This window comes from Pseudomonas alkylphenolica, from assembly GCF_000746525.1.
GTDB classification, from domain to species: Bacteria; Pseudomonadota; Gammaproteobacteria; order Pseudomonadales; family Pseudomonadaceae; genus Aquipseudomonas; species Aquipseudomonas alkylphenolica.
This window is the reverse complement of sequence record NZ_CP009048.1, coordinates 3,646,884-3,671,834: the sequence shown is the minus strand read 5'-3', so window position 1 is coordinate 3,671,834 and position 24,951 is coordinate 3,646,884. Positions and strand designations below refer to the sequence as shown.

General features: G+C 60.2%; 22 protein-coding genes and 1 pseudogene. 13 read left to right on the top strand and 10 right to left on the bottom strand.

Annotated elements, in window-relative coordinates:
* Positions 1-72: 72 nt before the first annotated feature.
* The 3 genes from PSAKL28_RS16820 to PSAKL28_RS16810 all read right to left on the bottom strand — a co-directional run bounded on the left by PSAKL28_RS16820 (position 73) and on the right by PSAKL28_RS16810 (position 3,247).
* On the bottom strand, positions 73-318 hold the full coding sequence (locus PSAKL28_RS16820; protein ID WP_075226562.1) for a hypothetical protein: 246 nt from the start codon (positions 316-318) through the stop codon (positions 73-75).
* An 881-nt stretch (positions 319-1,199) separates the two neighbouring features.
* Positions 1,200-2,540, bottom strand: a complete 1,341-nt coding sequence (locus PSAKL28_RS16815) for an ATP-binding protein (protein ID WP_038612677.1) — start codon at positions 2,538-2,540, stop codon at positions 1,200-1,202.
* Complete coding sequence (locus PSAKL28_RS16810; protein ID WP_038612674.1) at positions 2,537-3,247, bottom strand: response regulator; 711 nt, start codon at positions 3,245-3,247, stop codon at positions 2,537-2,539. Before PSAKL28_RS16810 ends, PSAKL28_RS16815 begins: the two co-directional genes overlap by 4 nt.
* Before the next feature lie 164 nt (positions 3,248-3,411).
* On the opposite strand from PSAKL28_RS16810, the gene PSAKL28_RS16805 reads away from it, so the two are divergent.
* Positions 3,412-3,735, top strand: a complete 324-nt coding sequence (locus PSAKL28_RS16805) for a hypothetical protein (RefSeq protein ID WP_051939453.1) — start codon at positions 3,412-3,414, stop codon at positions 3,733-3,735.
* Complete coding sequence (locus PSAKL28_RS16800; RefSeq protein ID WP_038612671.1) at positions 3,728-4,435, top strand: DUF3313 domain-containing protein; 708 nt, start codon at positions 3,728-3,730, stop codon at positions 4,433-4,435. Before PSAKL28_RS16805 ends, PSAKL28_RS16800 begins: the two co-directional genes overlap by 8 nt.
* Here PSAKL28_RS16800 and PSAKL28_RS16795 read toward each other — a convergent pair.
* Together PSAKL28_RS16795 and PSAKL28_RS16790 are read right to left on the bottom strand one after the other, a co-directional pair.
* The gene (locus PSAKL28_RS16795) at positions 4,407-6,236 is read right to left on the bottom strand and encodes an SLC13 family permease (protein ID WP_038612668.1); all 1,830 of its coding nucleotides are present in this window, start codon (positions 6,234-6,236) and stop codon (positions 4,407-4,409) included. The genes PSAKL28_RS16800 and PSAKL28_RS16795 overlap by 29 nt on opposite strands.
* A gap of 111 nt (positions 6,237-6,347) precedes the next feature.
* Positions 6,348-7,028 (bottom strand): SOS response-associated peptidase, encoded by a 681-nt coding sequence (locus tag PSAKL28_RS16790; RefSeq protein ID WP_051939451.1) that lies wholly within the window; start codon positions 7,026-7,028, stop codon positions 6,348-6,350.
* A 167-nt stretch (positions 7,029-7,195) separates the two neighbouring features.
* Between PSAKL28_RS16790 and PSAKL28_RS16785 the strand changes: the two genes are divergently transcribed.
* From PSAKL28_RS16785 to PSAKL28_RS16770, 4 genes are read left to right on the top strand one after another with little or no spacing between them, the layout of a single operon-like run.
* Positions 7,196-8,386 (top strand): NAD(P)/FAD-dependent oxidoreductase, encoded by a 1,191-nt coding sequence (locus tag PSAKL28_RS16785; protein WP_038612665.1) that lies wholly within the window; start codon positions 7,196-7,198, stop codon positions 8,384-8,386.
* Positions 8,387-8,412: 26 nt separating this feature from the next.
* Positions 8,413-8,778 (top strand): DUF1641 domain-containing protein, encoded by a 366-nt coding sequence (locus PSAKL28_RS16780; RefSeq protein ID WP_051939449.1) that lies wholly within the window; start codon positions 8,413-8,415, stop codon positions 8,776-8,778.
* 22 nt (positions 8,779-8,800) lie between these two features.
* On the top strand, positions 8,801-9,622 hold the full coding sequence (locus PSAKL28_RS16775) for a methyltransferase domain-containing protein (protein ID WP_038612662.1): 822 nt from the start codon (positions 8,801-8,803) through the stop codon (positions 9,620-9,622).
* A gap of 60 nt (positions 9,623-9,682) precedes the next feature.
* A complete protein-coding gene (locus PSAKL28_RS16770; RefSeq protein ID WP_038612659.1) occupies positions 9,683-10,033 on the top strand; it encodes a hypothetical protein in 351 nt (116 codons plus the stop codon).
* A gap of 3 nt (positions 10,034-10,036) precedes the next feature.
* Here PSAKL28_RS16770 and PSAKL28_RS16765 read toward each other — a convergent pair whose 3' ends face one another.
* Positions 10,037-10,735, bottom strand: a complete 699-nt coding sequence (locus PSAKL28_RS16765; RefSeq protein ID WP_038612656.1) for a YoaK family protein — start codon at positions 10,733-10,735, stop codon at positions 10,037-10,039.
* Positions 10,736-10,765: 30 nt separating this feature from the next.
* A complete protein-coding gene (locus PSAKL28_RS16760) occupies positions 10,766-11,848 on the bottom strand; it encodes a helix-turn-helix domain-containing protein (RefSeq protein ID WP_038612653.1) in 1,083 nt (360 codons plus the stop codon).
* Between the two features lie 249 nt (positions 11,849-12,097).
* Here PSAKL28_RS16760 and PSAKL28_RS16755 point away from each other — a divergent pair.
* The 7 genes and pseudogenes from PSAKL28_RS16755 to PSAKL28_RS16725 all read left to right on the top strand — a co-directional run bounded on the left by PSAKL28_RS16755 (position 12,098) and on the right by PSAKL28_RS16725 (position 21,101).
* Positions 12,098-14,120, top strand: a pseudogene (locus tag PSAKL28_RS16755) (type VI secretion system Vgr family protein).
* Complete coding sequence (locus PSAKL28_RS16750) at positions 14,113-14,985, top strand: DUF4123 domain-containing protein (protein WP_038612651.1); 873 nt, start codon at positions 14,113-14,115, stop codon at positions 14,983-14,985. The pseudogene PSAKL28_RS16755 and the gene PSAKL28_RS16750 overlap by 8 nt, the downstream one beginning before the upstream one ends.
* The gene (locus PSAKL28_RS16745; RefSeq protein WP_038612648.1) at positions 14,982-17,948 is read left to right on the top strand and encodes a toxin VasX; all 2,967 of its coding nucleotides are present in this window, start codon (positions 14,982-14,984) and stop codon (positions 17,946-17,948) included. The genes PSAKL28_RS16750 and PSAKL28_RS16745 overlap by 4 nt, the downstream gene beginning before the upstream one ends.
* Positions 17,924-18,433 carry a hypothetical protein gene (locus PSAKL28_RS16740; RefSeq protein WP_038612645.1) on the top strand — a complete coding sequence of 170 codons (510 nt, stop codon included), beginning with the start codon at positions 17,924-17,926 and terminating at the stop codon, positions 18,431-18,433. The genes PSAKL28_RS16745 and PSAKL28_RS16740 overlap by 25 nt, the downstream gene beginning before the upstream one ends.
* Positions 18,426-19,613 (top strand): DUF6708 domain-containing protein, encoded by a 1,188-nt coding sequence (locus PSAKL28_RS16735; protein ID WP_257011815.1) that lies wholly within the window; start codon positions 18,426-18,428, stop codon positions 19,611-19,613. Before PSAKL28_RS16740 ends, PSAKL28_RS16735 begins: the two co-directional genes overlap by 8 nt.
* Positions 19,613-19,921 (top strand): hypothetical protein, encoded by a 309-nt coding sequence (locus tag PSAKL28_RS16730; RefSeq protein WP_038612642.1) that lies wholly within the window; start codon positions 19,613-19,615, stop codon positions 19,919-19,921. Before PSAKL28_RS16735 ends, PSAKL28_RS16730 begins: the two co-directional genes overlap by 1 nt.
* Positions 19,914-21,101: a DUF6708 domain-containing protein gene (locus PSAKL28_RS16725; protein WP_257011814.1), complete on the top strand. Its 1,188-nt coding sequence runs from the start codon at positions 19,914-19,916 to the stop codon at positions 21,099-21,101. Before PSAKL28_RS16730 ends, PSAKL28_RS16725 begins: the two co-directional genes overlap by 8 nt.
* A 188-nt stretch (positions 21,102-21,289) precedes the next feature.
* Here the strand turns inward: PSAKL28_RS16725 and PSAKL28_RS16720 are convergent, their stop codons facing one another.
* The 3 genes from PSAKL28_RS16720 to PSAKL28_RS16710 form a co-directional block, all read right to left on the bottom strand.
* The gene (locus PSAKL28_RS16720) at positions 21,290-22,261 is read right to left on the bottom strand and encodes a PDR/VanB family oxidoreductase (protein WP_038612639.1); all 972 of its coding nucleotides are present in this window, start codon (positions 22,259-22,261) and stop codon (positions 21,290-21,292) included.
* Positions 22,262-22,323: 62 nt separating this feature from the next.
* Positions 22,324-23,772, bottom strand: coding sequence for an NAD-dependent succinate-semialdehyde dehydrogenase (locus tag PSAKL28_RS16715; protein ID WP_038612636.1), 1,449 nt, complete (start codon positions 23,770-23,772; stop codon positions 22,324-22,326).
* 55 nt (positions 23,773-23,827) lie between these two features.
* Positions 23,828-24,949 carry an aromatic ring-hydroxylating oxygenase subunit alpha gene (locus PSAKL28_RS16710; RefSeq protein WP_038612633.1) on the bottom strand — a complete coding sequence of 374 codons (1,122 nt, stop codon included), beginning with the start codon at positions 24,947-24,949 and terminating at the stop codon, positions 23,828-23,830.
* Between the last annotated feature and the right edge of the window lie 2 nt (positions 24,950-24,951).

Below are 24,951 nucleotides of genomic sequence, written 5' to 3'. Positions count from 1 at the left end.
GAATGGGCTTGCCCCGCGATTGCGGAGTTACAGTCACATCGCATCGCGGGTCAAGCCCGCTCCCACAGGCGGTTAATCGTCGTCATCATCATCCCGGTCGCGACGGCGGTCGTTGTCGTAGTAACGATAGCGGTCGTCGTCGCGATAGCGTTTGTTGTACTTGCGATGGTCGCGGTCATCGCGGTCGTCGTCCCAATCGCGGGAGTAGCGGTGGTCGCGGTCCCAGCGATGATCGTCGCGGTCGTAGTCGTGGTAGTAGCAACCGGCGGTGGCCAGTACCGTGGTGATCACGGCGAAGCGGGTCAGATGTTTCAGCACTGTGGTTCCTTGATCCGCACAGCGGTAGGGAGGGTACAGGCTCAGACCAGCCGTTCGGGGTTTTGTTTCCGGAATGCTCAAGGCAAGGAAAGTTTCTTTGCGGAATTCTGGGGAGTCCTTGGGTTGGGATGTTGAGGCTGTGAGCTTATCCATTTTGTGTGGTGCTGCTGTCGGCCCCTTCCGCCTTTACGGCGGCCTACTTTTTTCTTGGAAAAAGTAGGCAAAACCGCTCGCTCCTGCATCCGGCCCTACGCTGCGCTCCGGGTCCCTTCGCTCCAGCACCTTCCGGGGCCACGCGGCCTACGACTTGCTTCGCCAAGTCTACGGCTCGCGCTCTTCGGCTACGCCGAAGGTGCTACGCACTGGCCCCTACAGGCACCTCCACTCAGCCTTCTGAAGTCGCAGTCCGCGGCGCCTGCACTTGCGTGCATGAAGAGCAAGAGCAAGGCTTTGAAGCGGGATTTTCCCGCGATGCGAGGTAACTGGCAGGTCGATATCGCGGGGCAAGCCCGCTCCCACCGGGAGACCAATTAACCCGGTGGGAGCGGGCTTGCCCCGCGATAGCATCAGCCTGCCGCCACCAACATCTGATTTCGAAGATACGCCCGTATAGGCGCTACCCGTAACTTCGCGACTTCAGGAGGCTGAGCGTAGGTGTCTGGAGGGGGCTGGTGCGCAGCGTAGGGCCGTATGTAGGAGCCAGCGGTTTTGCCGCCGTAAGGGCGGAAGGGGCCAGCAGCGGCGCTACATCAAATGGATAAGCTCACCGCCTAAAACCCAAAAAAAAAGGCTCACACGAGGTGAGCCAAAGTCGACGTTCTGAAGGGAAGAAACCCTAATGTAGAGGTCTGCTGTTAAGTGGGCGTTAACGGTTTTTGCGGTCAGTCATTGACCCGCGGCAATACGATTCTCGCCAGCAACCCGCCGTCAGGCGCGTTGCGCAGGGTCAACTCACCGCCTTGTTCACGAATCGCCGTACGCGCCGACGGCAAGCCCAGACCGACGCCACCGGTGTCGCGATTGCGCGAGCTTTCCAGGCGAAAGAACGGCACAAATACGTCCTCCAGCGCCGCATCCGGAATCCCCGGGCCATGATCACGCACCTCGATGAACAGGCTGCGGGCATTACTGCTCAGGCGAATCGACGGTGGCTGGGCGTACTTGACGGCGTTCTCTATCAAGTTCGTTACTGCGCGCTTCAAGCCCAGCGGTCGACCGAGATACACCAGGTTCGCCGGCCCTTCGAAATCCACGTCAATTTGCTGGTCGCGGTAATCATCGACCAGGGTTTGCAGCAGCTCGGCCAGGTCGAAAGGTGTGGCCGTTTCCAGGTGGGTTTCGTCGCGGAAGAAGCCAAGCGCAGCATTGATCATGCTCTGCATTTCATCCACGTCACGGAACAGCTTGCGCTGTTGCTCGGCATCTTCGATGAACTCGCCACGCAAGCGCATACGCGTCAGTGGCGCGCGCAGGTCATGGGAAATGGCCGCGAGCATTTGCGTTCGTTCGGCGACGAAGTGCTGGATCTGCGCCTGCATGGTGTTGAACGCCGTAATGGCCTGGCGCAGCTCATGGGGGCCCTCCAGGCGAATCGGCGGGGCGCGCAGGTCGCTGCCAAAACGCCTAGCGGCACGGGCGAAACGCTGCAGCGGGCCGGCCAGTTGACGGGTACCGATCCAGGCCACCAGCAACGCGGCAATCAGTGCCAGGATACCGATGATGGTAAAGCGCATCCCGGTGCTCAGGCCCCAACTGCGATAAGGCGGGGTGAACGCCAGCCAGCTCTGGTCGGCCAGTTGCATGACCAGTTTGTAGTGCGCGTCGGGGTTGTCGGCCGGCCAGTCGGCGGGTTGGTAGACTTCCAGCCGCAGCGGAACAGTGGCCAGCAGTTGCGTCAGAGCCGGCACCGCCTGCGGGGCTACCTGTTCACCCGGACCGGGCAAGGCGAGGGCGTCACGTTGGGCGCTCCACTGCACATGCAGCATCGGGTTGCTCGCCGCGTTTGCCAGTTGCATGCGCTTGTCGGCTGGCGCGGCTTCCAGTACCCGTGCGGTGACGGCGATCTGTTCAAGCAGGCCGGTTTTCTCCAGCGGCGGTCGCGCCCAGACCCCGGCCAGTTGCACGAACAGGATGTTCAGCGCCACCGAGATCAGCATGGCGGCAATGATGGTCAGTGCGATGCGCCGGCTGATGCCGTCGTGGTGCAGGCCCAGGCGGATCATGTGCGGCTGACCTTGGCGTCGAACAGATAGCCACCGTTGCGCACGGTGCGGATAAGCGCCGGGCGCTTGCTGTCCGGCTCGATCTTGCGGCGCAGGCGGCTGACCTGCACGTCGATGCTGCGGTCATAGGCTTCATGGCCCTGGCCACGGGCCAGGTCGATCAACTGCTCGCGGGTGAGGATGCGCTGCGGGTGTTCGAGAAACACCAGAAGCAAATCGAATTCACCCGCCGACAACGGCACCATCACCCCTTGCGGGGTGCGCAGTTCACGGCGGGTGACATCGAGCTGCCAGTCGTCGAAACGGATCAGCGGCCGGGTATCTTCACCGAGGCTGCGCAGCTGCTCGCCGGCGCGGCGTTGCACGGCACGCAAGCGGGCCAGCAGTTCGCGGGCGTCGAAGGGCTTGCCCACGTAGTCGTCAGCGCCCAGTTCCAGACCGACAATACGGTCGCTCAGCTCGTCCATTGCAGTGAGCATGATGATCGGGATGCCGGTGCTGCTGCGCAGTTTCTGGCACAGGTTCAGGCCGCTTTCGCCGGGCAGCATCAGGTCGAGGATGATGGTGTCCGGACGTTGTTTTTCGATAGCCGCCCACATCGCCGTGCCATTGGCGGCCAGGTCGACTTCGTAGCCATGCATGACAAAGAACTTCTTCAGCAGGGCACAAATTTCCACATCGTCATCGACGATCAGCAGTCTGCTCACGATCAGGTCCAGTGGGGCGTCAAAAGTGCGTATCTAAAACTATTCTGCTGCGTCGGTCACATATTTCAATCATGTAATAAAGCTGCATTCGCGACACAAAGCGGACATCAGCCAGCAAAGGCCCTGGGCGATCCTGTCGGCAGACCAAACCAAGGGAATCTTCCATGCCGGCACAACCTCCAATCGACGGCCTTGACTGCAGCCAATCCCTGACCCTCGACCTGCGCACCCAGGATCTGTGGCGCAACGCGCTGCTCAGCTACCAGGACTCTCGCCTGGGCCTGTGCCGCGAGGGTACACACGTGATTCTGAGCCATTACTTCGAGCGGTACAGCCCCAGCAACAGCCAATGGATGGAATACAGCTACAAAGTGTCGTTGTCAGAACTGGTGCACTGGATCATGGCCAACGGTCAGCTGCAAGTCGATCGCTCCGGTACTGCCCCCAGGGCCATCCGCCACCAGGCCGGGAACACTCGTCATGCGTAAACTGATTTCTGCCCCGGTACTGTGCCTGTCGCTGTTAATGGTTGGCTGCAGCCAGAGCAGGGTATCGCCCAAGGAGTATTCCGGCTTTCTGCGCAACTATGACCAGTTGAGCGAGCACAAGACTGCATCGGGTGAGTCGGTGCTGCGTTGGGTCAGCCCGAAACTGCGCATGGAGCGTTACAGCCAGGTGTACATCGCACCAAGCCAGTTCTACCCGCAACCCAAGGCCAGCGCGCAGATCCCCGAGACAACCCTGAAGGCGATAACCATCTACTACGATGCGGCGCTTAAACGCGAACTGGGCAAGGTGCTGAACCTGGTCGAGCAGCCAGGGCCAAACACCTTGATCGTACGCCCGGCAATCACCTCGGTCAGCGCACACACCCAGTCACTGCATTTCTATGAGTATCTGCCAGTGACCCTGGTAGCCGCAGGGGTCAGCAGCGCCGTCGGCATCCGTGACCTGGACAGCGTGATTGCCACCGAAGCGGCATTCCTCGATGGCGGCAGTCGCACTGTGGTCGCCGAAGTGGTGCGCAAAGGCACCGGCCTGCCGCTGGAGAACGACGATCAGGTGATGACCGCCGAGAACCTCAAGCTGGTGCTCGATGGCTGGGCGCAGGATTGGCGCAATGCCGCCGTGGCCCTCAAGCAGCAAAACGCCGCTGCGTTCACAGGGCAAAAATCCACGGCACCATGAACACGCTGACCACCATCACCAGCAAGGTGAAGGGCACGCCGATTTTGACGAAATCGGCAAAGCGGTATTGACCGGGGCCGAGCACCAGGGTGTTCACGGGTGACGAAACCGGTGTCATGAATGCCGCAGAAGCCGCCAGGGCGACGATCATGGCGAAGGGGTAGGGCGAGGCGCCCAGCTGTTCAGCGGTACTGATCGCCACCGGGGCCATCAGTACCGCTGTAGCCGTGTTGGAAATGAACAGACCGATGATCGCGGTAATGGCGAACAGGCAGGCGAGGATCAGGTAAGGCCCGGCCTCGCCGAGCAACTGCACCAGCACATTCACTGCGATGGCGATCCCGCCGGTTTTCTGCAAGGCCAGGGCAAACGGCAGCATGCCGACGATCAGTACCAGGCTCTGCCAGTGGATCGCGCGGTAGGCGCTGTTCATGTCGATGCAGCGTCCGGCGCCCATCAGCAGGCAGGCGATCAGCGCAGCGATGACATTGGGTACCACGCCGCTGATCATCAGGCCGACCATCACCGCCAGGCTGATCAGGGCATAGGGCGCCTGGTTCAGGGCCGGGGCGACATTGTCGACTTCCGCCGGCAGGCTCAACACCAGAAAGTCCTTGGGCTGCGCTTGCAACTGGCGCACCGACTTCCACGGGCCGATCACCAACAGGGTGTCGCCAAGCTTGAGCTTCTCTTCCACCAACTGTTCTTCAATCGCGTTCTGGCCGCGGCGCAGGCCGACCACGTTAAGGTCCCAGCGGCTGCGAAAGTTCAGCTCCAGCACGCTTTTACCGATCAGCTGCGAGCCGGGCACCACCGCCACTTCGGCCATGCCCACGGCGTGGGACTGGTCGATGAAATAGGCGGCCTTGAAGTGCAGGGGTTCGAGTTTCATGGTCTGGCACAGGCTGCGCAGATCGTCGCGGGGGGCAAACAGATCGAGCAGCAGCACATCACCCTCATGCACCGTGGTGCTGGAGTCGGGGCTGATGACCCGGGTGGTGAACTTGTGCTGACGTTCGATGCCGACCACATTGGCACCATGCACGGTGCGCAACTTCAACTCACTGAGGCTGTGGCCGATCAAGGGCGAGTCCGGGCGCACCCGCAGGCGTCGTTCACGGCCGGCGAGTTTGTAGTCGATGATCAGGTCAAGCAGGGTGCGGCGGGTTTGCGGGCTGCCGTCCTTGCGCACTTCACCGCTGAGCCAGTGGCGGGTCAGCAGCATGTAGCCGACGCCGAGCGCGAGGATCACCAGGCCAAACGGGGTAAAGCTGAAAAAGCTGAAACCGCTTTGGCCGTGGCGCACCAGCTCACTGTGCACCACCACGTTGGGCGGTGTGGCGACCAGGCTGAGCATGCCGCTGATCAAACCGGCAAAACTCAGCGGCATCATCAACCGGCTGGGCGAGACCTTCATGCGCGCGGCGATGCTCAGCACCACCGGAATGAAAATGGCCACCACCCCGGTGGAGCTCATCACCGAGCCCAACCCGGCCACACAGACCATCAACAGCACCAGCAGGCGCACTTCGCTGTTGCCGGCACGGTCGGCCATCCATTCGCCGATGCGGTAGGCAATGCCGGTGCGCACCAGCCCCTCGCCGATCACGAACAGCGCGGCGATCAGCACCACGTTGGGGTCGCTGAAGCCGGCCAGGGCTTCCTGGACGCTGAGGATACCGGTCAGTGGTAAGGCCACGATCACCAGCAGGGCGACCACATCCATGCGTGGCTTGTTGGCGATGAACAAGACCACGCTGGTAAACAGCAGGCCGAGCACCCAGAGCAATTCGTGGTTCATGCAGTCTTCCCGATCCTTGAAGGCTGGAAGTTTGGCAGAAAGTGGAGGGTGGTTCATTGATTTACACAGGGTGGGAGCGGGCTTGCCCCGCGATTGAAGGCGCCGGTGGCCTTATCGCGGGGCAAGTCGGGTCGCCGCACCGCCGCTCCTACCGATGAGGTTGGCGCCCTGGTTGCGCACATTGCCCACGGCCTTGTCGACACGGTACCAATTGAAGGCCTCTGCCGGCTCACCCAGGTTGAGCACCATCTGTTCAGCCTGGCCCTTGTCGCAATCAGGGTTCAACCAATCCCGGGCCAGGGCCGGCGCGAGCACCACCGGCCTGCGGTCATGGATATCAACCATGCCACCGACGCTGTCGGCGGTGATGATGACAAAGCCATCGTCCTCGGCCACTCCCCATTGGCCAATGCCGGCGCAGAACGCCGGCAGGCCATCGCGGCGATGAATATAGTAGGGCTGTTTTTTTGCTTCGCCTTCATCGACCCATTCGAACCAGCCATCAATCGGTACGATCAACCGGTGCCCCCAGATCGCCCGGAAGAACGGTGAATGCGCGACTTTCTCCACCCGCGCATTGATCGGTGCTGCCCGGTCATGGGCCCAGTGCGGGCGCCAGCCCCAACGCAACCAATGGGCACGCTGCGCGGACAGGACGGCGACGTTAGTGCTGGGGGCAACATTGTAGTGCGCCAAAGGCTGATCGCCGACTTCATTGGCCAGGGCACCGGGCATGCTCAGGGCGTCGACGAAATCGTGAATGCCACGGTACTGGCTGAGTCTTCCGCACATGCAATGTGGCCTTTATTTGTCATCTGATACGGTATCAGAGGTCATCTTCGGCGAAATTCAAGGAAAACGAATTAACCTATATAGCCAAGGGTTATTGGCATATCACCGCAGCTTCTCCAACTATAGACTTCGACGCGGCAGAGCTTTGTTCGCAAGGAAGCGTGCGTATGGCAAACCATATTCTCATCGTCGGTGGCGGGGTCGGCGGCACCATGCTCGCCAATCAACTGGTCGGCAAACTCTATCCGGAGATTCTGCGCGATCAGGTGCGTATTACGCTGCTGTCCAATTCGCCTGATCATTACTACAAACCAGCCTTCATGTACGTGGCCTTCAACCAGTTCTTCAAGGAGGAACTGAAGCGCCCCGAACGTTCATTGCTGCGCCCGGAAATCGACTTTCAGGTGCAGGAAGTCACCCGCTTCGATTTCGCCGGTCAAACGCTGCATACCCGTTCCGGCAAACGCTTTGGCTATGACTTTCTGGTAATCGCCACCGGATGCGTGCCGGCACCCGAACGTATCGAAGGGCTGCAGCAGGGCGGTGATCATTTCTACCAGTACGAACCGGCGCGTCAGCTGGCGCAACGTCTGGCCAGCATCGAGAAGGGGCGGATCTTCATTACCGTGTCCTTCCCGCAAACGCCCAACGTGCCCCATCAGTGTGGTATCGCGCCGGTGGAAACCACGTTAATGCTCGATGACTACCTGCGCCGCCGCGGTGTGCGTGACAAGGTCGAGATCATCTATACCTACCCGACCACCGCACAGCTGCTGCGCAATTGCCTGTTCTTGCAGCGTCCTACCGGCGAGATCCTGCTGGGCATCTTTGCCCAGAAGAACATTCAGTTTCAGCGCGGCTTCACCCTCGGCAAGGTCGATCCTGACCAACGCATCGCCTACTCGGAAGAAGGGGATGCACAACCCTACGACATCCTCATGGCCACGCCGCCGATCCGCGCGGTGGATGCGGTGCGGGAAAGTGGCGTGTCGCAGGCAGCTAACCAGGAAGGCTGGCTGCCGACCAATCACGAAACCTTGCAGGTTTATGGTCTGGATGGGGTGTATGTGATCGGCGACACCGTCGATCTGCCTGTCAGCAAGGCCGGGGGTGCCTGCCACAACCAGGCACCAGTGATTGCTGACAACATTGCCGGCGAGATCCGCCTGGGTACCACAGTGGCGGTGTATGACGGCAAGGTCCAGGCCGCCGCGCAGATGGGCCTGAACGCCGGTATGCCGCTGACCTACGACTACCGCCACGATGTGCTGCCGACGCCGCCGACCAAACTCGGCGGCCTGCTCAGGAATGGATTCAACCGCGGCCTGTACTGGGCCGTTGCGCGCGGGATGCTGTGACCCGACACCGGGAGGAGCTGACTGACATGGAAGTGACCGATACGCTCGCCCTGCAGGGCGAAAACCCCGGCCTTGAGGCCTTCTTGAACAAACTGCAACCGCTGCTCGATGGTGGTCGCCTGGACAACCTGGTCGATCTGGCATCATTGCTGTCCGATCTGGTCGACCTGCTCGATGCGGCCATGGTCGAAAAACTCTCGGTGCAGTTTGAACAAGCCACGGCCTTGTCCTGGAACCTTGGCAACGCCATTCGCCTGGCCAAAGCCCAGACCCGTCAGGAAACCACACCCCCAAGTTTGTATGGCCTGCTGTTGCTACTACGAGAACCGCAAACCCGTCGTGGGTTTGCCCTGGTGCTCAGGGTATTGAATGCCATTGGACACCAGGATTGATCGTAGGCAAAGGAAGGCTGAGATGATCGCTAAACACTGCACCACCGTGCCCGGCGGCAATACCGTATGGGATCCGAAAAGCTATCAGCAATTTGCCCGCCTGCGTGAGCGGCCGGTGTTTGAGCTGCTGAACCGCCTACCCTTGGAGAAGCCTGAGTGCATCTATGACTTGGGCTGTGGCACTGGCATCGCCACACGGTTGTTAGCCGAACGCTGGCCGCGGGCCGAACTGTTCGGTGTCGACAGCTCCATTGAGATGCTGCAAGAGGCGATAGCCTTGCCCATCAAAGTCAACTGGCTGAACGCGGATGTCAGCCAGTGGCAAGCGGAAAAACCGGCCAATCTGTTGTTTGCCGCTGCAGTGCTGCACTTTATCGAAGACCACGAAAGCCTGCTGCCACGGTTGCTGGCACAACTGCAGGCGGGTGGTTGTCTGGCTGTGCACATGCCCAACTGGCGCGATGCACCCTGGTACTTGCTGATGCTGCGCGCCTTGAGCGAACCCGGGCCTAGCGGCCTGCCTCTGGGTACTCTGGCGCTGCGCAAATTCATGGCTTCGCGCAATGTGCTGTCGCTGGACAGCTATTACCGCTTGCTGGCACCGCTGACCCGTGAGCTGGATATCTGGGAAACCGAGCACCTGCAGGTGGTCGAAGGCAATTCGCCGATTTTCGACTGGGTCAAGGTGTCGGCTTTGCGGCCGGTGCTTAGCGCTTTGAACGAATTCGAGCGCGAAGCCTTTCTCAACAAATACCTGAAGTTGTTGCACAGTCACTACCCTGTCGAGGATGACGGGCGCACCCTGTTTCCATTCAAACGCACATTTATCGTCGCCACGGTGTGAGGCGCGGGTGTTGGCGGCCCGGCAATGATAAAGTCGGCTTTTTTCCGACGAGGGTGTGTCATGCGGGTAGTAATGGCGATGGTCGCTGCAGCACTGTTGGCCGGTTGTGCCTCTTCGGCCATGGAAGCGGCACGGACCCAGGCACCGAACAAAAGCTTCACCTCGAGCAAACCCGCCGACCGCGTTGCCCAGTGCATCCAGTTCGGCTGGCAGGACGAGGCGGTGTTTGGCGTCGACGCCAGTGGCTACCTGGAACCGGGCAAGCAGGGTGGCTTCACGGTCTATACGCGTGAAGCGGAGTCCTTCGCGGATATCCAGTCGCAAGGCGCAAACACCGCTGTCAGCTACTACGCCAAGAAGGACGACAGTGTCGCCCTGCGTCGTATGGCGGCGTTGGCCACCTGCCTGTAAACACTAGCGAGGCATGTACCCGAGCTGCCAGCGCCGGGGGATCTTCAACGAGATCAACCCCAGGGCGGCAGCGAGCAGGGCGCTGAACAGCAGGGCGGCCAGGTCGAAGACCTGCTCCAGCAAGACCCCGGCAATGGCACCGACGAACATCCCGGTCCAGGGAATCAACTGCACCCGCCAGCCGTGCCGGCGTTCGCCCAGCAGCGCGCGGCCAAGTCCGCGACCAAAGCGCGATAGCGCGCCGGTGACGTAGGTCAGGCCGATTGGCAAACCGTTCACTTCTTCGACCACGGCGTTGATCATGCCCATGGCCGTAACGGCCGCGACCAACGCTGGCAATTGCCAGCTCAGCGGCAACAGGCCGGCCAGCGCCAGCAGGGCGGCGATGATCGACAACAGCGGCCAAGGGCGCCGGCCAGTGAGGCGGGCAATTACCACGCCGAGGGCGTTACCCAGCACAAAGGCCAGCAGCACCACACCAATACGCAGCACCAGAGCGAACTCACCTTCACCCAGCGATACCGCCAGGCGTGTGGTGTTGCCGCTCATGAACGAGACGAAATCACCGGTGGCCATAAAACCAATGGCATCGGTCATGCCGGCCAGCACCGACAAGGCGGCGACAAAATACAGCCCGACCTTGCCGCGCAACCTGGCCACGCGCAGGGACCGGGCCGAAAGATAGGAGGAACCTGGCAGCATCCATTACGCTCCCAATCAACGTGAAGTGACTCAGGCGCGTTGCGCCAACCTGGCTTCGAGACCGGCAATGTGGGCCTGCAGCCGTTCGTGCTCCTGGCGTTCGGCGCTGATGTCTTCGAACACGCTGATCAGGTGTTCCGGCTCACCGTCGGCCCGGCGCTGCAGCGAAGTGCGGGCGCGTACCCAGATGTACTCACCGTTTTTGTGGCGCACCCGTTTCTCCACCTCATAGCGCTCGGTTTCACCAGCCAGCATGCGTTGCAGCAGTTGCAGGTTGGCCGCCAGATCGTCGGGGTGGGTGATCTGCTGGAAGGTCGTGGCGTAGAGCTCTTCAGGGCGGTAGCCGAGCAGCTCGCACAGGCTGTTGTTGACCCGCTGCCAGCTGCCGTCAGGGTCGATGTAGGCGAGGGCGCCCCAGGCCAGTTCGAAGATTGCGCGAAAACGCTCTTCGCTGTTGCGCAGCGCTTGCTCGGCGACCTGGCGTTCGGTGTTGTCCATGCTGATACCGACCATTTTCACCGAGCGTCCGGCGCTGTCGCGTACGACCGTGGCGCGGGAGGAAATCCAGCGCAGTTCGCCATCGGGGCGAGTGATACGGAAATCGCATTCGCAACCACTGCCGTCGGCCACCGCCTGCGCATACATGGCCTGCATCTGCGCGACGTCTTCGGCTGGCAGGTGGGCCCAGAAGTCTTCGTTGCGATGCACCGGCCAGCCATAGACCTGCTCGACATTGGGCGAGTAGGTGACCTCGTCGCTGATCAGGTTCCACTCCCAGGTGACGATGCGCGCACCTTCCTGGGCCAGCTTCATGCGTGTTTCGCTTTCCATGATTTCAGCGGTGTAGCGCCGGCGCAGGTCGGTCATCGGCAGCTCGACCACCTGCGGCTGCTGGATGTTCTGCAGGGCCTCTTCGCCGTAGCGCAGCCAGATCCAGTTGACCTGGAGAAAGTCAGCCAGCTTGCGCAGGTTGTCGTAGTCGATTTCGCCGCCGCGGGTCCATTTGTGCACCGCGGTGCGCGAGATCCCCAAGGCCGTGCCCACGGCTTGCAGGGTCAGCTTGTGATGCTCGAGCAGCTCCTTGAGGCGGAAGGCGAAACTGTTTTCCAACATGGGGCAGGTGTCCTGATCGGGGCCAAGAGCCTGTCAGTATACCTAAGCTGTCAACTTTGGGTTGACGGGTGTGGGGTGGGCTTGAGTGAACCAGTCAACTGAAGACCAGAAAATACAGATGCAGTTTAGGAAGCGTCTGACATCTATTTTTTGTCGCTCTTGGTAGCTTTTCCGGGTGTTTACGCCCGCTCAGGCGCGATATCGCGTGGGCATAGCGTGGTTTCTCTTCCCCCGTTTAAGGACAAACGCATGTTCGCACCGGCCAATAGTGTGCAGTTCGAGTTGCTGATCCCCGAGGTTCGCAATGATTTCAAGGTGCTGGCGTTTGACGGTACCGAAACCATCAGTTGCTTGTATGCGATCAAGATCGCGCTGGTCAGTGAATACCCTGACTTCGATCTGGAAAGCCTGCTCAGCCAGCCGGCGTTTCTGCGCTTCGGCTTGAACGGGGAAGGGCTGCATGGCCGCATCGAAGACGTTCGGGTGGAGGAGCCCGGCACACGCCTGACCCGCTATCAGCTGACCCTGGTCCCGGCCCTGCATTACTTGCAGTTCAGCCACAACCAACGAATTTTCCAGCAGCTGACGGTGCCGCAGATTATCGCTCAGGTGCTGCAGGGCCACGGCATCCAGGCCGATGCCTTTAGCTTCCATGTCAGCCCCTGTCCCGCGCGCGAGTACTGCACTCAGTATGGTGAATCCGACCTCGATCTAGTTCGAAGGTTGTGCAGTGAAGAAGGCATTGCCTGGCACCACCAGCACAGCCCGGAGGGTCACCACCTGGTGTTCACCGACGCTCAGACCTATTTTCCCAAACTGGGGGCAACCCCGTATCAGCAAGGCGCCGGTCTGGTGGCCGATCATCCAGTTGTCAGCCAGTTCTCCCAGCGTTTCAGTACGCGGACCAGTACCGTCACCCGGCGCGACTATGACCTGAAACGCCCAAGCCGATTGCTGGAAAGTCGCTTCACCGCCGAGTTCACTCCGGCACTTGAAGACTACCGCTACCCCACGGCGATCGAAACCGAAGAGCGCGGCAGGCAGCTTGCCCGTCAAGCCCTGGAACGGCATCGCAGCGACTACCGGTTGGCCGAAGGCAAAAGCGATCAGCCTGAACTGCGCAGCGGCCATTTCTTCGACCTGCGCGAGCACCCGCGTAAAGCGTGCAACGACTTGTGGTTGCTGCTCAGCGTGAGCCACGAAGGCAAGCAGCCGCAGGTGCTGGGGGAGTCGGCCGGCAGCGACAACCCATCCGCAGACGGCTTCAGCCAGGGTTACCGCAATAGCTTCAGTGCGATTCCCTGGGACGTGTTCTATCGGCCACCGCTGGTCACCCGCAAATCCGTGCTGGTCAGCCAGACCGCCCGTGTCACCGGGCCTGAAGGCGAAGAAATTTTCTGCGATGAGCATGGCCGGGTCAAAGTCGAGTTCCATTGGGACCGCGCCGAGCTGAACAGCGACAAGAGCAGTTGCTGGCTGCGGGTGTCCTCCAGCTGGGCCGGGGAGGGCTTCGGCGCGGTGACCATCCCGCGCATCGGTATGGAAGTGGTGGTGACCTATCTGGAAGGTGACCCTGACCAGCCGTTGATTACTGGCTGTGTGCCCAATACCCGCACGGCGGTGCCGTACCCGTTGCCCACGAACAAAACCAAAACCGTGTTGCGCAGCCGCAGCTCGCCCCGCCCAGTGGCCGGCCTACAACGAACTGTCGATTGAAGACCGGGCTGGCCAGGAGCTGATTTACCTGCGTGCCCAGCGCGACATGGAGCAAAAAATCGAGAACGACAGTCAGCTGGAGGTCGGTAACGAACGCCGGGAAACCATCAAGGGCAACAGCATTGCGGTGCTGGAAGCCGAAGACCAGCGCACCGTTAAGGCGGACCGCAAGGTCGAACTCAAGGCCAACGACTACCTGCAGGTTGCCAGCAGCAGCCATACCCGGGTCGGGCATACGGTGGCGATCGAGGCCGGCCAACAGGTCCACCTCAAAACAACAGCCAATGTGATTCTCGATGCCGGCGCCAGCATCACCTTGAGCGCTGGCGGCCAGCACATCGTGATGGGTCCGGGCGGTATTTTCAGCAGCACCGACATTCAAATCGGCGGGACACCCGTGCCCGGTGCTGTGCTCCAACAAGCCGTGCCAACTGAACTGGCTGCGCTTCACGCGCCGGTGCTGCCCCTGACGCAGCGCAAGGCTTTGCTGGCCAAAAAGCCGGTCTGTGTGGTTTGCCAAGCCGCTATACAGCAAGGGGAACAAACCGATGCTTGAATTGCCGCCACTGCCACACGATTTGCCCTGGGCGACGCCTGCTTACTTACTACTGGATGGTGTCAGCGTGCCGGATCTGGTGCAACGCCTGCACCCATGGGGCAATCCTGCTTACAACCTGTACTTGAATACGCGCTGGCATGAGTTGTTAGACATTTCCCCCTGTTTGATCGCGCTCAACGGCCTTCATGATCCGCTGCTGGCGTACTTTCAGGAACACGCCGCCCTCGAATGGGGCTATTTGCTTTTCAGTAGTGCCGATGTGCACAAGCTCTGTGAGCATTGGCGCCACTTGCTCTGTGTTGAACAGGTAGACGGCGTGGACGTCATGCCACGCATTGCCGATCCAGCGGTCATGCATCAGTTGTTCAGCATTGCGGTGCAAGACCGCAGCGCGCGCTGGTTCGGTCCTGTCACGCATGTCTGTTTGCCGGATGGCGTCGAGGGCGTCTGGCGGCAACACGCGCGCCCCCATCAGGCCATTGCCGAGCCCGCGACGTATCGATTGACCGACCAGGAACTCACCGCGTTGGGAAGCGTGGAGTTTCGCAACGCCGTCTCGGGTTTGATTGAGCACTTGCACAAGTACTTTCCGGATTTGCTGGCGACCCTAGCACCGACTGCACAGCGGTCGTATGTGCAGAACATGACGGAACAGGCCTATCAACAAGGCTTCTGCTCAGACCAGGAGCTTAGCTTCTACGCGAACGTTTTCGGCTATCTGGCCGGACAACCGCTGACTGACCATCCAGACATCGCTCACTTGCTGACGAAATCGAGACCGGATGCTCTTTTGGCCCGAGTAAAGCTTGCGGCCGAACTGGCTGAGCTTCGCGCCGATCAACGACAAGGAAGCCAGCCATGACTGTGCAACGACCGCCGAAAATCAGCGCCAATACCGCCGCCATGGCCAAAAGTGTCAAGGACATACGCTCTCCCATCGGCGTGTGCCCCTTGATGAACAAGAAGCTGCAGTTGCTACCGCTGCGTTACGGACTGGTTGAACACCTCGATCCGACCGCCGAGCTGACCCTGCCGTTCAAGATCAAGAGCCAGCCGCTGGGCATCCGCCTGCTGCGCGATGGTTACCTGTACATCATCGATGCCAACACCGGCTACCTGCACGAATACCGTGTCGAAAACGCCGAGATCAGCAAGCTGCTGTGGAACAGCAACGAGGTGACCGCCGATACGCGTACCACGTCGGTGGGCGAACCGCATTTGATCTTCACCCGGCAGCACACCTTGTACGCCTGTTACTCCGAAATTCAGTGGACGGCCTTCAAGTGCGCGCAAGTGCTCAAGTCAGGGGACGAGCGCCAGCGTTTGATGCAACGTGTCGAACTGCAGAGTGCCTGCCCGCTCTACGGCGGCGCCAACCTGTTGAGCACATTACAGGTGGAGAAATGGCTGGCGGAAGTGGCAGAAAACGCCCAGGTGCCGGACGCGTCAGGCGTCACCCAACTGCCGCCGTCCAAAGCCTTTCCCGACGGTGTCAACCCTGAGGAGAAAGTGCCGTACCACTGGGAAGACCAGCCGCTGTTCCACGACACCGAGATTGAAGCACTGACCAGTAAGGTACTCGGCGCCTACCAGAATGATTACCTGTTTCTGCTGCTGCGCGACGACATTGGCGTGATGCGCGATCTGGCCGCTGCCCAGCTGAAAGTCGCGGACTGGATCGAGCAGTGGAGTGCTGATGACAGGCGTCAGGCCCAGTACCTCAGCGGCGCTTACATCCAGTCCTTGTACGACGTCAACGACTCGCGTCTGCAGGCCTTGAGCGAAACGGATGCGGATATCCAGGCGCTGAGGGACGAGACCAGCGAGGCACAACAAGCGAGCATCTACGAATTTCTCAAGGTCCGTCGCGACCACAAGGATCCGGGGATCTTCGGCCCTGATCAGCACTGGCGCCGCGCGGCCGAAGTCAATGTCTATGCCCGGGCCTTCATCGACATGAAGGATGCCCTGGGCACGCTGCTTTATGAAAAACACCAGCGCACCATCAACAAGCTCAGCGTGCAGAGCTGGCAAACGCTGCACGGCAAGGAGCTGGGCCAGAGGGGCATCGACGATCTGGTCGATCGCGCCGCGATGGAAGCCTTCGTCATCACCGAGCAAAACCTGCTGAGTCACTGGCATGCGCGCCTGCAGAACATCCGTGACGATCGTCTCAACCTGTTCACTGCCGGCCACTTCCACCGTGCCGCCTGGTATTACGACTTCACCCTCGATGCCCAGATCCAGCACCGCCTGGAAACCGAGTTCGTTTGCGTAGCAGCGATGTGCGCGGATCAACAAGCCACGGAAAAACTGGCCGCCTACCTGGAGTCCAACCTGCTGACGGTGGTGCCCGGGCTCGACACCCTGACCTTGGCTGCACAAGCCGACGTGGCCAAGAAACTGGCTGAACTGAGCCAGTTCACCATCAGTGCCTTCACCGCACCGGAAAGTCTGGCCGGCGTCAATGTGCTGAGTAATCAGTTCCGCCTCCTGATGACCGAGCGCCTGCCTAACTACACCAAGCTGAATACCCAGTTCATGGGTTTGCAAAGCATGTTGGAAGGGGCCTACGTCCCTGCACATCAACTGGAAGTAGCTGATCAGTTGGAGAAGGCTCACGATACCTTCAGGCAGGGACAGAACATTGATCCCAATGGCTACATTCGCCACATCGGGGCACCGGCGCGACTGCAACTGTTGCGCGAATTTTCCCGCCAGGGCCTGACGTTACGCGGGGCCTCAGCAACAGAAATCGCGGCGTTCAATCAGGCCCGCGAGCAATCGATGAACCTGCGCAGTCAACTCAAGGAAACCTACCGGCTGCGCAACCGCGAATTGATGCGGCAATCCTCAGGTGTCGCCATGCCTGGCAGCGAAGCGGCCTATAACCAGCGGATCCAGCTGCTGAAAAACGCACTGCTGCCCCTGGAAGAGCGGCTGGCGGGCGCCTTGACCGTCGGTGGCGACAGCCCGGCGCAAATTGGCACGGTGATCGATGGCCTGGACCCGCAGTTGCGTACGGAGATGACCAGGACCGCGCGGGACTTCCGGGCCACTGGAACCTTTAACAAGCCGCTGTTAGCGGCGGTGAAGTCGAAAGGCGATGGGATCGCGTTGGTGCTGTTTGTTATTCAGGGGCAGAAGTTTATTGATGGGCTAATCACTCTCCTGAAAAACGACAAGCGCTCTTTAGGGGATTATTTAGCTTTCACCGAGTCTCTAATTGGAATGACCGCAGCTGGCTTTGCAGCTGCGCAAGGACTTTCTATTACGGTCTTTCAAGCACATATCGAGCAGATGGAAAGCGCTGCCGGTAAGTTAAACACTATGAGCCGTTTGGGGCGTTGGAGCGGTATTGCCGGATTTTGGGCATTTGCGTTTGGTGGCACAGCAGCATCAATCGACTTGGGCAAACACTCCCTGCAATGGGGGCAGGCCTTGGCTAAAGGCAATTACAAGGGGCTCGCTGCTACCACGCTGCAAATTACCGGTGATGGGACATTGGTTGGCACCAACACCTGGGCAGCCAAGCACACGGGCTCGATTATCAAGAACATCCTGAAAACACCGACCGAACTGCGCGCGTTGGCGTGGGCGGAGGCCAGTCCACGGCTTTTGGCTATCGGTGCACGTGCCAACCTGATAGGCCTGATCGGCACAGCCCTGCAACTGGCAGGTGAAGGCTTGTACAACTACTTCAATCTGGATGACCTGCAAGTATGGATGGAGAACAGTGCTGGGGCAACAAATCCAGGCACCGCAGCCTGCAAGACGAATGGACTGAGCTTGCCAAGGTCGTGCAAAAGCCGACTTGCGATCTGATCCGCGATGACAAAAAAACCTACCTGAAACTGGTGCTACCCGGCATCAGCACCCAGGAAATGGACCAGCGCAAGTTGCAGCTACAAGCCTACCAACAGGGCCGTGACAACTACATACACCAGCCTTACAGGCCCACCCTGCCGCCGGTGCGCTGGAACGAAAGCACCGCGATATGGGCCACGCGTTTCATCGTCGTCAGTGAAGAACAACAAGCACTGACGCTGCATCTGCCGATTCATAATTGCGAGCAAACCTCGATCTTCGCCCTGGCTTTCACCATCGCCTACCAACTGGAAGCCGAGCGCGATGTGTTCCATCACACCACTTTTGTGCTGCGTGACCTGCACATCACCCGTTCTTATGGTGTGACCATCATGACTCAGGGCACCTATCGACTGGGCTCGGTCGAGAATATGCCTCCCGGAACGGGCAAGGCTCCTTTCAAGTTATTCATCAGAGATGACCTGGCGACTGCCAATGTTTAGCAAACTGTTCAAACGCCAAAACAAAAGCACTGCCGCTGAACCTGCCCCGGACATTCGTAGTCAGCGGCCCTGCGCCGGTGAAATACGGGTCAAGGGACTGAACGAAACCCTGTTTTTGTCGCCCCTGCCGGTGTACACCGGCCAAGTCCAATCATCGCGTCGTAATTTTTCGGAGATGAACGAGACCTACCTAGAGCTGGGTGGTAGTAACCGGGGAATGGTTGAGCAAGGGAAAATACTCGCATCAGGTATTTGGATTCCTATATTTTTGGCTTTCATAATGCCAAGCTTGGTAATTATGTGCGGGGTGCTCTTCTATCCGGAAAATTTCAGTGATCCTTGGCACGACTTGTATATGTTCTTGCAGGTTAGTATCAGCGTGTCGCTTCTTTCCACTCTTCCGATCGGCGCCTATTTATACGGCATGGTCTCTAGCGTCTACAAGGCGGCCAAAACCTACCCTGTACGCTTCAACCGCCAGCGCCGCGAAGTCTGCTACGTCGACGACAAAACCCACCGCGTCCTGATCGTGCCATGGGAAAGCGTGGTCGCCTGGGTGAGCAACACCCAGGGCGTCACCAGCTATGGCGCCACCCGCCAGTACACCTTGGGCATGGGGCTGGAGGATGAGGAACAAGACAAAGTGCAGTTTCTGCTGCTGCCTCAACCCAGCGATGCCCATTCGCTCGGGATGTGGGCGTCGATTCGCAACTACATGGAAGACGGGCAGTTGGTGGATACGCCGAACCCGATGCTGGCCGTGTTGGGGTTGATTCCAACCGGGGATCGACTCAAGCCCTATGAAGGGCTGCACACCTTTGAAATCGAACGTGAAGACGCGCGGGCCATGGGAGGCCTGGATGAAGGCGGGGAGCATTTAACGGCTGAGGAGCGAGAACGCTATGGCTATACCAAGCGATCCCGATGGCCCTTGCGCTTCTGGTACATCCGTCGCGTGCTGGTGTTCTGGAAAATGCCTTACCTGCTCGCTGAATGGGGCCATCGAGTCGGCCGCCCGACGTTACCGGAGCAGGTGCAGGCATGGTCACAGCCGCTGCCGCCGGAACAGTGGGCAAAGCCCAGCCCGGCCTTGGTGAAAGCCAACCAGATCGTCAAAGAGGCGATGGATAAAAAAGGTGCGACCTTTGTCGAGGCTTGCAAGACAGCGGGTTTACATTGATGGAGTTACAACGGGCGGGGCTGCTGAGATTCTCACTTATTGTAGGAGCCAGCGTTGCTGGCGATGCCCGGCACAGCCGTGCCAGTGCCAACCTGATCGGTACAGCCCTGCAACTGGAAGCCGAGCGCGATGTGTTCCATCACACCACTTTTGTGCTGCGTAACCTGTACATCACCCGCGATTATGGTGTGACCATCATGACCGAGGGTATCTATCGACTCGACGCGGTGGAAAGCATGCCCACGGGAACGGGTAAGGCGCCTTTCAGACTGGTCTTCAGAGACGAGCTGGCGACTGCCAATGTTTAGCAAACTGTTCAAACGCCAAAACAAAAGCACTGCCGCTGAACCTGCGCCGGACATTCGTAGTCAGCGGCCCTGTGCCGGTGAAATACGGGTCAAGGGACTGAACGAGACCCTGTTTTTTTCGCCCCTGCCGGTGTACACCGGGCAGGTCCAATCATCGCGTCGTAATTTTTCGGAGATGAACGATACCTATCTGGAACTGGGCGGCAGTAACCGGGGAATGGTTGAGCAAGGGAAGATACTGGCAGCAGGGATATGGATGCTCTTGTTTTCTGCTTTTATTGCACCTGTTCTTATCATTACCTATGGAGTTCTTTTCTATCCTGAGAACTTCCCTACACCATTTAAAGATCTGGCGATGGCCGTCCAGGTATTTTCTGGATATACGTTATTAGGCATTCTCCCATTCGGTGCCTATGTATACGGAATGGTCTCTAGCGTCTACGAGGCCGCCAAAACCTACCCCGTGCGCTTCAACCGCCAGCGCCGCGAAGTCTGCTACGTCGACGACAAAACCCACCGCGCCCTGATCGTGCCATGGGAAAGTGTGGTCGCCTGGGTGAGCAACACCCAGGGCGTCACCAGCTATGGCGCCACCCGCCAGTACACCTTGGGCATGGGGCTGGAGGATGAGGAACAAGACAAAGTGCAGTTTCTCCTGCTGCCACAACCCAGCGACGCCCACTCCCTCGGGATGTGGGCATCGATTCGCAACTACATGGAAGACGGTCAACTGGTAGATACGCCGAACCCGATGCTGGCTGTGTTGGGGTTGATTCCAACCGGGGATCGACTCAAGCCCTATGAAGGACTGCACACCTTTGAAATCGAGCGCGAAGACGCGCGGGCCATGGGAGGCCTGGATGAAGGCGGGGAGCATTTAACGGCTGAGGAGCGAGAGCGCTATGGCTATTCCAAGCGATCCCGATGGCCCTTGCGCTTCTGGTACATCCGTCGCGTCCTGGTGTTCTGGAAAATGCCTTACCTGCTCGCTGAATGGGGCCACCGCAAGGGGCGCCCGACGCTGCCGGAGCAGGTGCAGGCATGGTCACAGCCGCTGCCGCTGGAGCAGTGGGCAAAGCCGAGTCCAGCCTTGGTGAAAGCCAACCAGATCGTCAAAGAGGCGATGGATAAAAAAGGCGCGACCTTTGTCGAGGCGTGCAAGCTGGCGGGTTTGCATTGATGCTGCATCAACGGGTGGAGTTGCTTACGCCCTCGCTTGTGACAGGCAAAACAGTTGCCCTACAAAGTACCCGGTGGGAGCGGGCTTGCCCCGCGATTGCGGTGTGCCAGCCAGATAGCATCGCGGGGCAAGCCCGCTCCCACCGATGGTGTGGCAGTAAAGCACCTAGTGAATTCCCACCGAGTGACTTACAGATCCAGCACCAACCGCGCCGTCCGCGCCCGCGAGACACACAACATCATGCTCTGCTGCGCTGCTTTTTCGTCATCGCTCAGGTATTGGTCAAAGTGTTCGGCCTCACCTTCAAGGATCGCTGTCTCGCAGGTGCCGCACACACCCTCCCGGCACAGGCACTCGACCTTGGCGGCCTTGGATTTCTCGATGGCCTGAAGAATGGTCATGCCTTCTTCCACCTGCAGTTCGATGCCCGATTGGGCCAATACCACGGTAAAGGCAGCACCGGTCACAGGGGCGGCTGCAAACTGTTCCCAATGCACGCGTTGTTCGGCAATACCGGCCTTGGCGGCAGTGGCGATAACCGCATCGATCAGCGGTTTCGGACCGCACACGTACAAGTGGGCATCTTCAGCCAGGCCGGCGCACAGCGTGTGCAGGTCAAGCTTGCGATCCAGGCTATCGATGTAGAAATGGGTGTTGTCAGCATGCGGTCCGCTGGCCAGCTGATCCTGGAACGCACCGTGCTCAGGGGCACGGAAGGCATAGTGCAGTTCGTAGTTGGCAGCGCCGCCTTCAAGTTCATGCAGTTGCGCCAGGAACGGGGTGATGCCGATGCCGCCGGCGATCAGCACATGGCGGCCGGCACTGGGGTCCAGGGCGAACAGGTTGTTGGGCGAGGAAATGGTCAGGCGGGTGCCGACTTCAACCTGCTGGTGCATGAACGCCGAGCCGCCTTTGGACTGCTCTTCCAGGCGCACGCCGATCTGGTAGTTGCGGGTGTCACGCGGGTCGCTCATCAGCGAGTAGGCGTTGCTGAACTGGCTGCCGTCGGCGCCCTGCATCTGCACGATGACATGGCTGCCACCGGTGAAGGCGGGCATCGGTGCGCCGTCTTCGCGGGCCAGGGTGAAGCGCTTGATCAGCGGCGTGGCCTGTTGCACGTCGGTTACCTGCACGCTGAACATTTCGTATTTGTTGGCCATGATTCACCTCGACTGCAGGGGTGCGCGGCAGGCCCTGCCGCGTCCCGGAACCCGACGCTCGCTCAGACGGCGAGGCACAGGTATTTGATTTCCAGATAATCTTCGATGCCGTACTTGGAGCCTTCACGGCCCAGGCCCGATTGTTTGATGCCACCGAACGGCGCGACCTCGTTGGAGATCAACCCGGTGTTGACCCCGACCATGCCGTATTCCAGCTGCTCGGCGACCTTGAACACCCGGGCGATATCACGGCTGTAGAAGTACGCCGCCAGGCCGTATTGGGTGGCGTTGGCCAGGGCGATGACTTCCTCGTCGCTGTTGAAGCGCACCAGCGCCGCCACCGGGCCGAAGATTTCTTCTTCCAGCAGTTCCATGCCTGGGCCGACATTGGCCAGTACGGTAGGCTCGAAGAAGTTGCCACCCAGGGCATGGGCCTGGCCGCCAAGTACCAGCTCGGCGCCTTTGCCGACCGCCTCGTCAATCAGGCTGCGGACCTTGGCCACCGCCTTGTCGCTGATCAGCGGACCGATCTGCGTGCCCTCGGCACTACCATGACCAACACCCAGCTGGCGTACGCGTTCGATGAAGCGTTCGCTGAACTGCGCGTAGACGCTGTCATGGATGTAGAAGCGGTTGACGCACACGCAGGTCTGCCCGGCGTTGCGGTATTTGGCAATCAACGCGCCTTCGACCGCGGCGTCGATGTCGGCGTCGGCGAAGACAATGAACGGCGCGTTGCCGCCCAGTTCCAGGCTGACTTTCTTGATGGTTTCAGCGCACTGGCCCATCAGCAGGCGACCGACCGGAGTGGAGCCGGTGAAGCTCAACTTGCGTACCGACGGGTGGCCGGTGAACTGCGCGCCGATGGCCGGTGCATCACCGGTGACTACGCTGAACACGCCAGCGGGCACACCCGCGCGCTCGGCAAGCTCGACCAGCGCCAGGGCGCAGAACGGTGTCTCGTTGGCCGGTTTGACCACCATGGTGCAGCCTGCCGCCAGGGCAGGGGCGACCTTGCGGGTGATCATCGCCGCGGGGAAATTCCACGGGGTAATCGCGGTGCACACGCCGATGCCTTGTTTGATCACCAGCAGGCGCTTGTCGTTGGCAGGGCTTGGGATCACATCGCCGTAGACGCGCTTGCCTTCTTCAGCGAACCACTCGACGAAGGAGGCGGCGTAGCGGATTTCGCCCAGGGCTTCATGCAGCGGCTTGCCCTGTTCGAAGGTCATCAGCCGGGCCAGGTCCTGCTCGTGTTCGAGCAGCAGTTCGAACCAGCGGCGCAGGATCTGTGCACGCTCTTTGGCGGTGCGGGCGCGCCAGTCGGTCAGTGCGGCTTCGGCGGCTTCGATGGCGCGTACCGCTTCGGCACCGCCCATCAGCGGCACGCTGCCCAGCAGCTCGCCGTTGGCCGGGTCGGTTACCTGCAGGCTGCGCCCGTCATCGGCGTCGCACCAGCGCCCAGCGATGTAGGCTTGCTGGCGGAACAGCTTGTTGTCATTGAGTTTCACGCAAGGCACTCCGAAAGCCGCCGCAGGCTGTCTGTGCAGCCGGCGGCGGTGGTTATCAGTCGTTGAGGTGGGCAACGGCGATCAGGTTGTGGAAGTGGGCGATGCCGTGTTCGCTCATGCCGCTGCGCTCACGGTCGGCCATGATCCGGCCCTGGCCACGGTAGCCGCGGGACTTCAGGCCTTTCTGCACGCTTTCCACCAGACGCAGGTCTTCCGGACGGAACACTTCGCGGTACCAGTCGATCAGCTTCTGCTGCTCCTCAGTGATGTCCTTGTTGAGGAAGTAGATGTCGTAGTGCTGCAGGGTGGTTTCGGCATCGACCGGGAACTCGTAGATCACGGTCATGAAGTTCGCTCCTGGCGGCACGTTGAACATGGTGCACGGCCAGGCCCAGAAACCGGCGAAGGACGGGTCTTTGACACTCTCGTCGAACTTGAACGACTGCTCGGAAGGCTTGGCCAGGCCGTATTGCAGGGTCCAGTTGCCGTGCAGGTTGTGGCTGTACTGACCAACGTCTACCGAGTCGGCGAAACCTGGGTGGGCCGGGGCGCAGTGGTAGCACTCGAGGTAGTTGTCGACGATCGACTTCCAGTTGGCTGGGGTGTCGCTGACAAAGCGTGCCGCCAGGTGCAGGTCGTCGATCACCGCGCAGGCTTCACGCATGCGTTTTTGCAGGCCTGGCAGCTGGTCTTCGACCGAACCTGCTTCCATGTCCATATTGATGAAGATGAAGCCTGCGTATTCTTCGACGCGCAGCTGCACCAGGGTCGAGTTCTCTTTGTCGAAGTTCACCACGTTGTCGCAGTTGCGTGCGTGGGCCAGGTCGCCGTCGAGCTTGAAGGTCCAGGCGTGGTATGGGCAGGTGATGACGTTCTTGGCCTTGCCGCTGCCGCTGAGCAACTGGTGGCCGCGGTGCGGGCAGACGTTGTAGAAGGCGCGCAGCACACTGTCGCGACCGCGTACGACGATGATGCTCTCACCGATCACTTCGCGAGTGATGTAGGCGTTGTTTTCTGCCACTTCACTGCGATGGCCGACGCAGATCCAGCTGCGCGCGAAGATGTTTTCTTTCTCGTGCTCGAACACTGCCGGCTGGGTGTAGAAACTGGCAGGGATGGTGAAAGCCTCTTCGGCGTTGGCGCAGAAATCGGCGGGCAGGCGTTTGAAGTCATTCATGA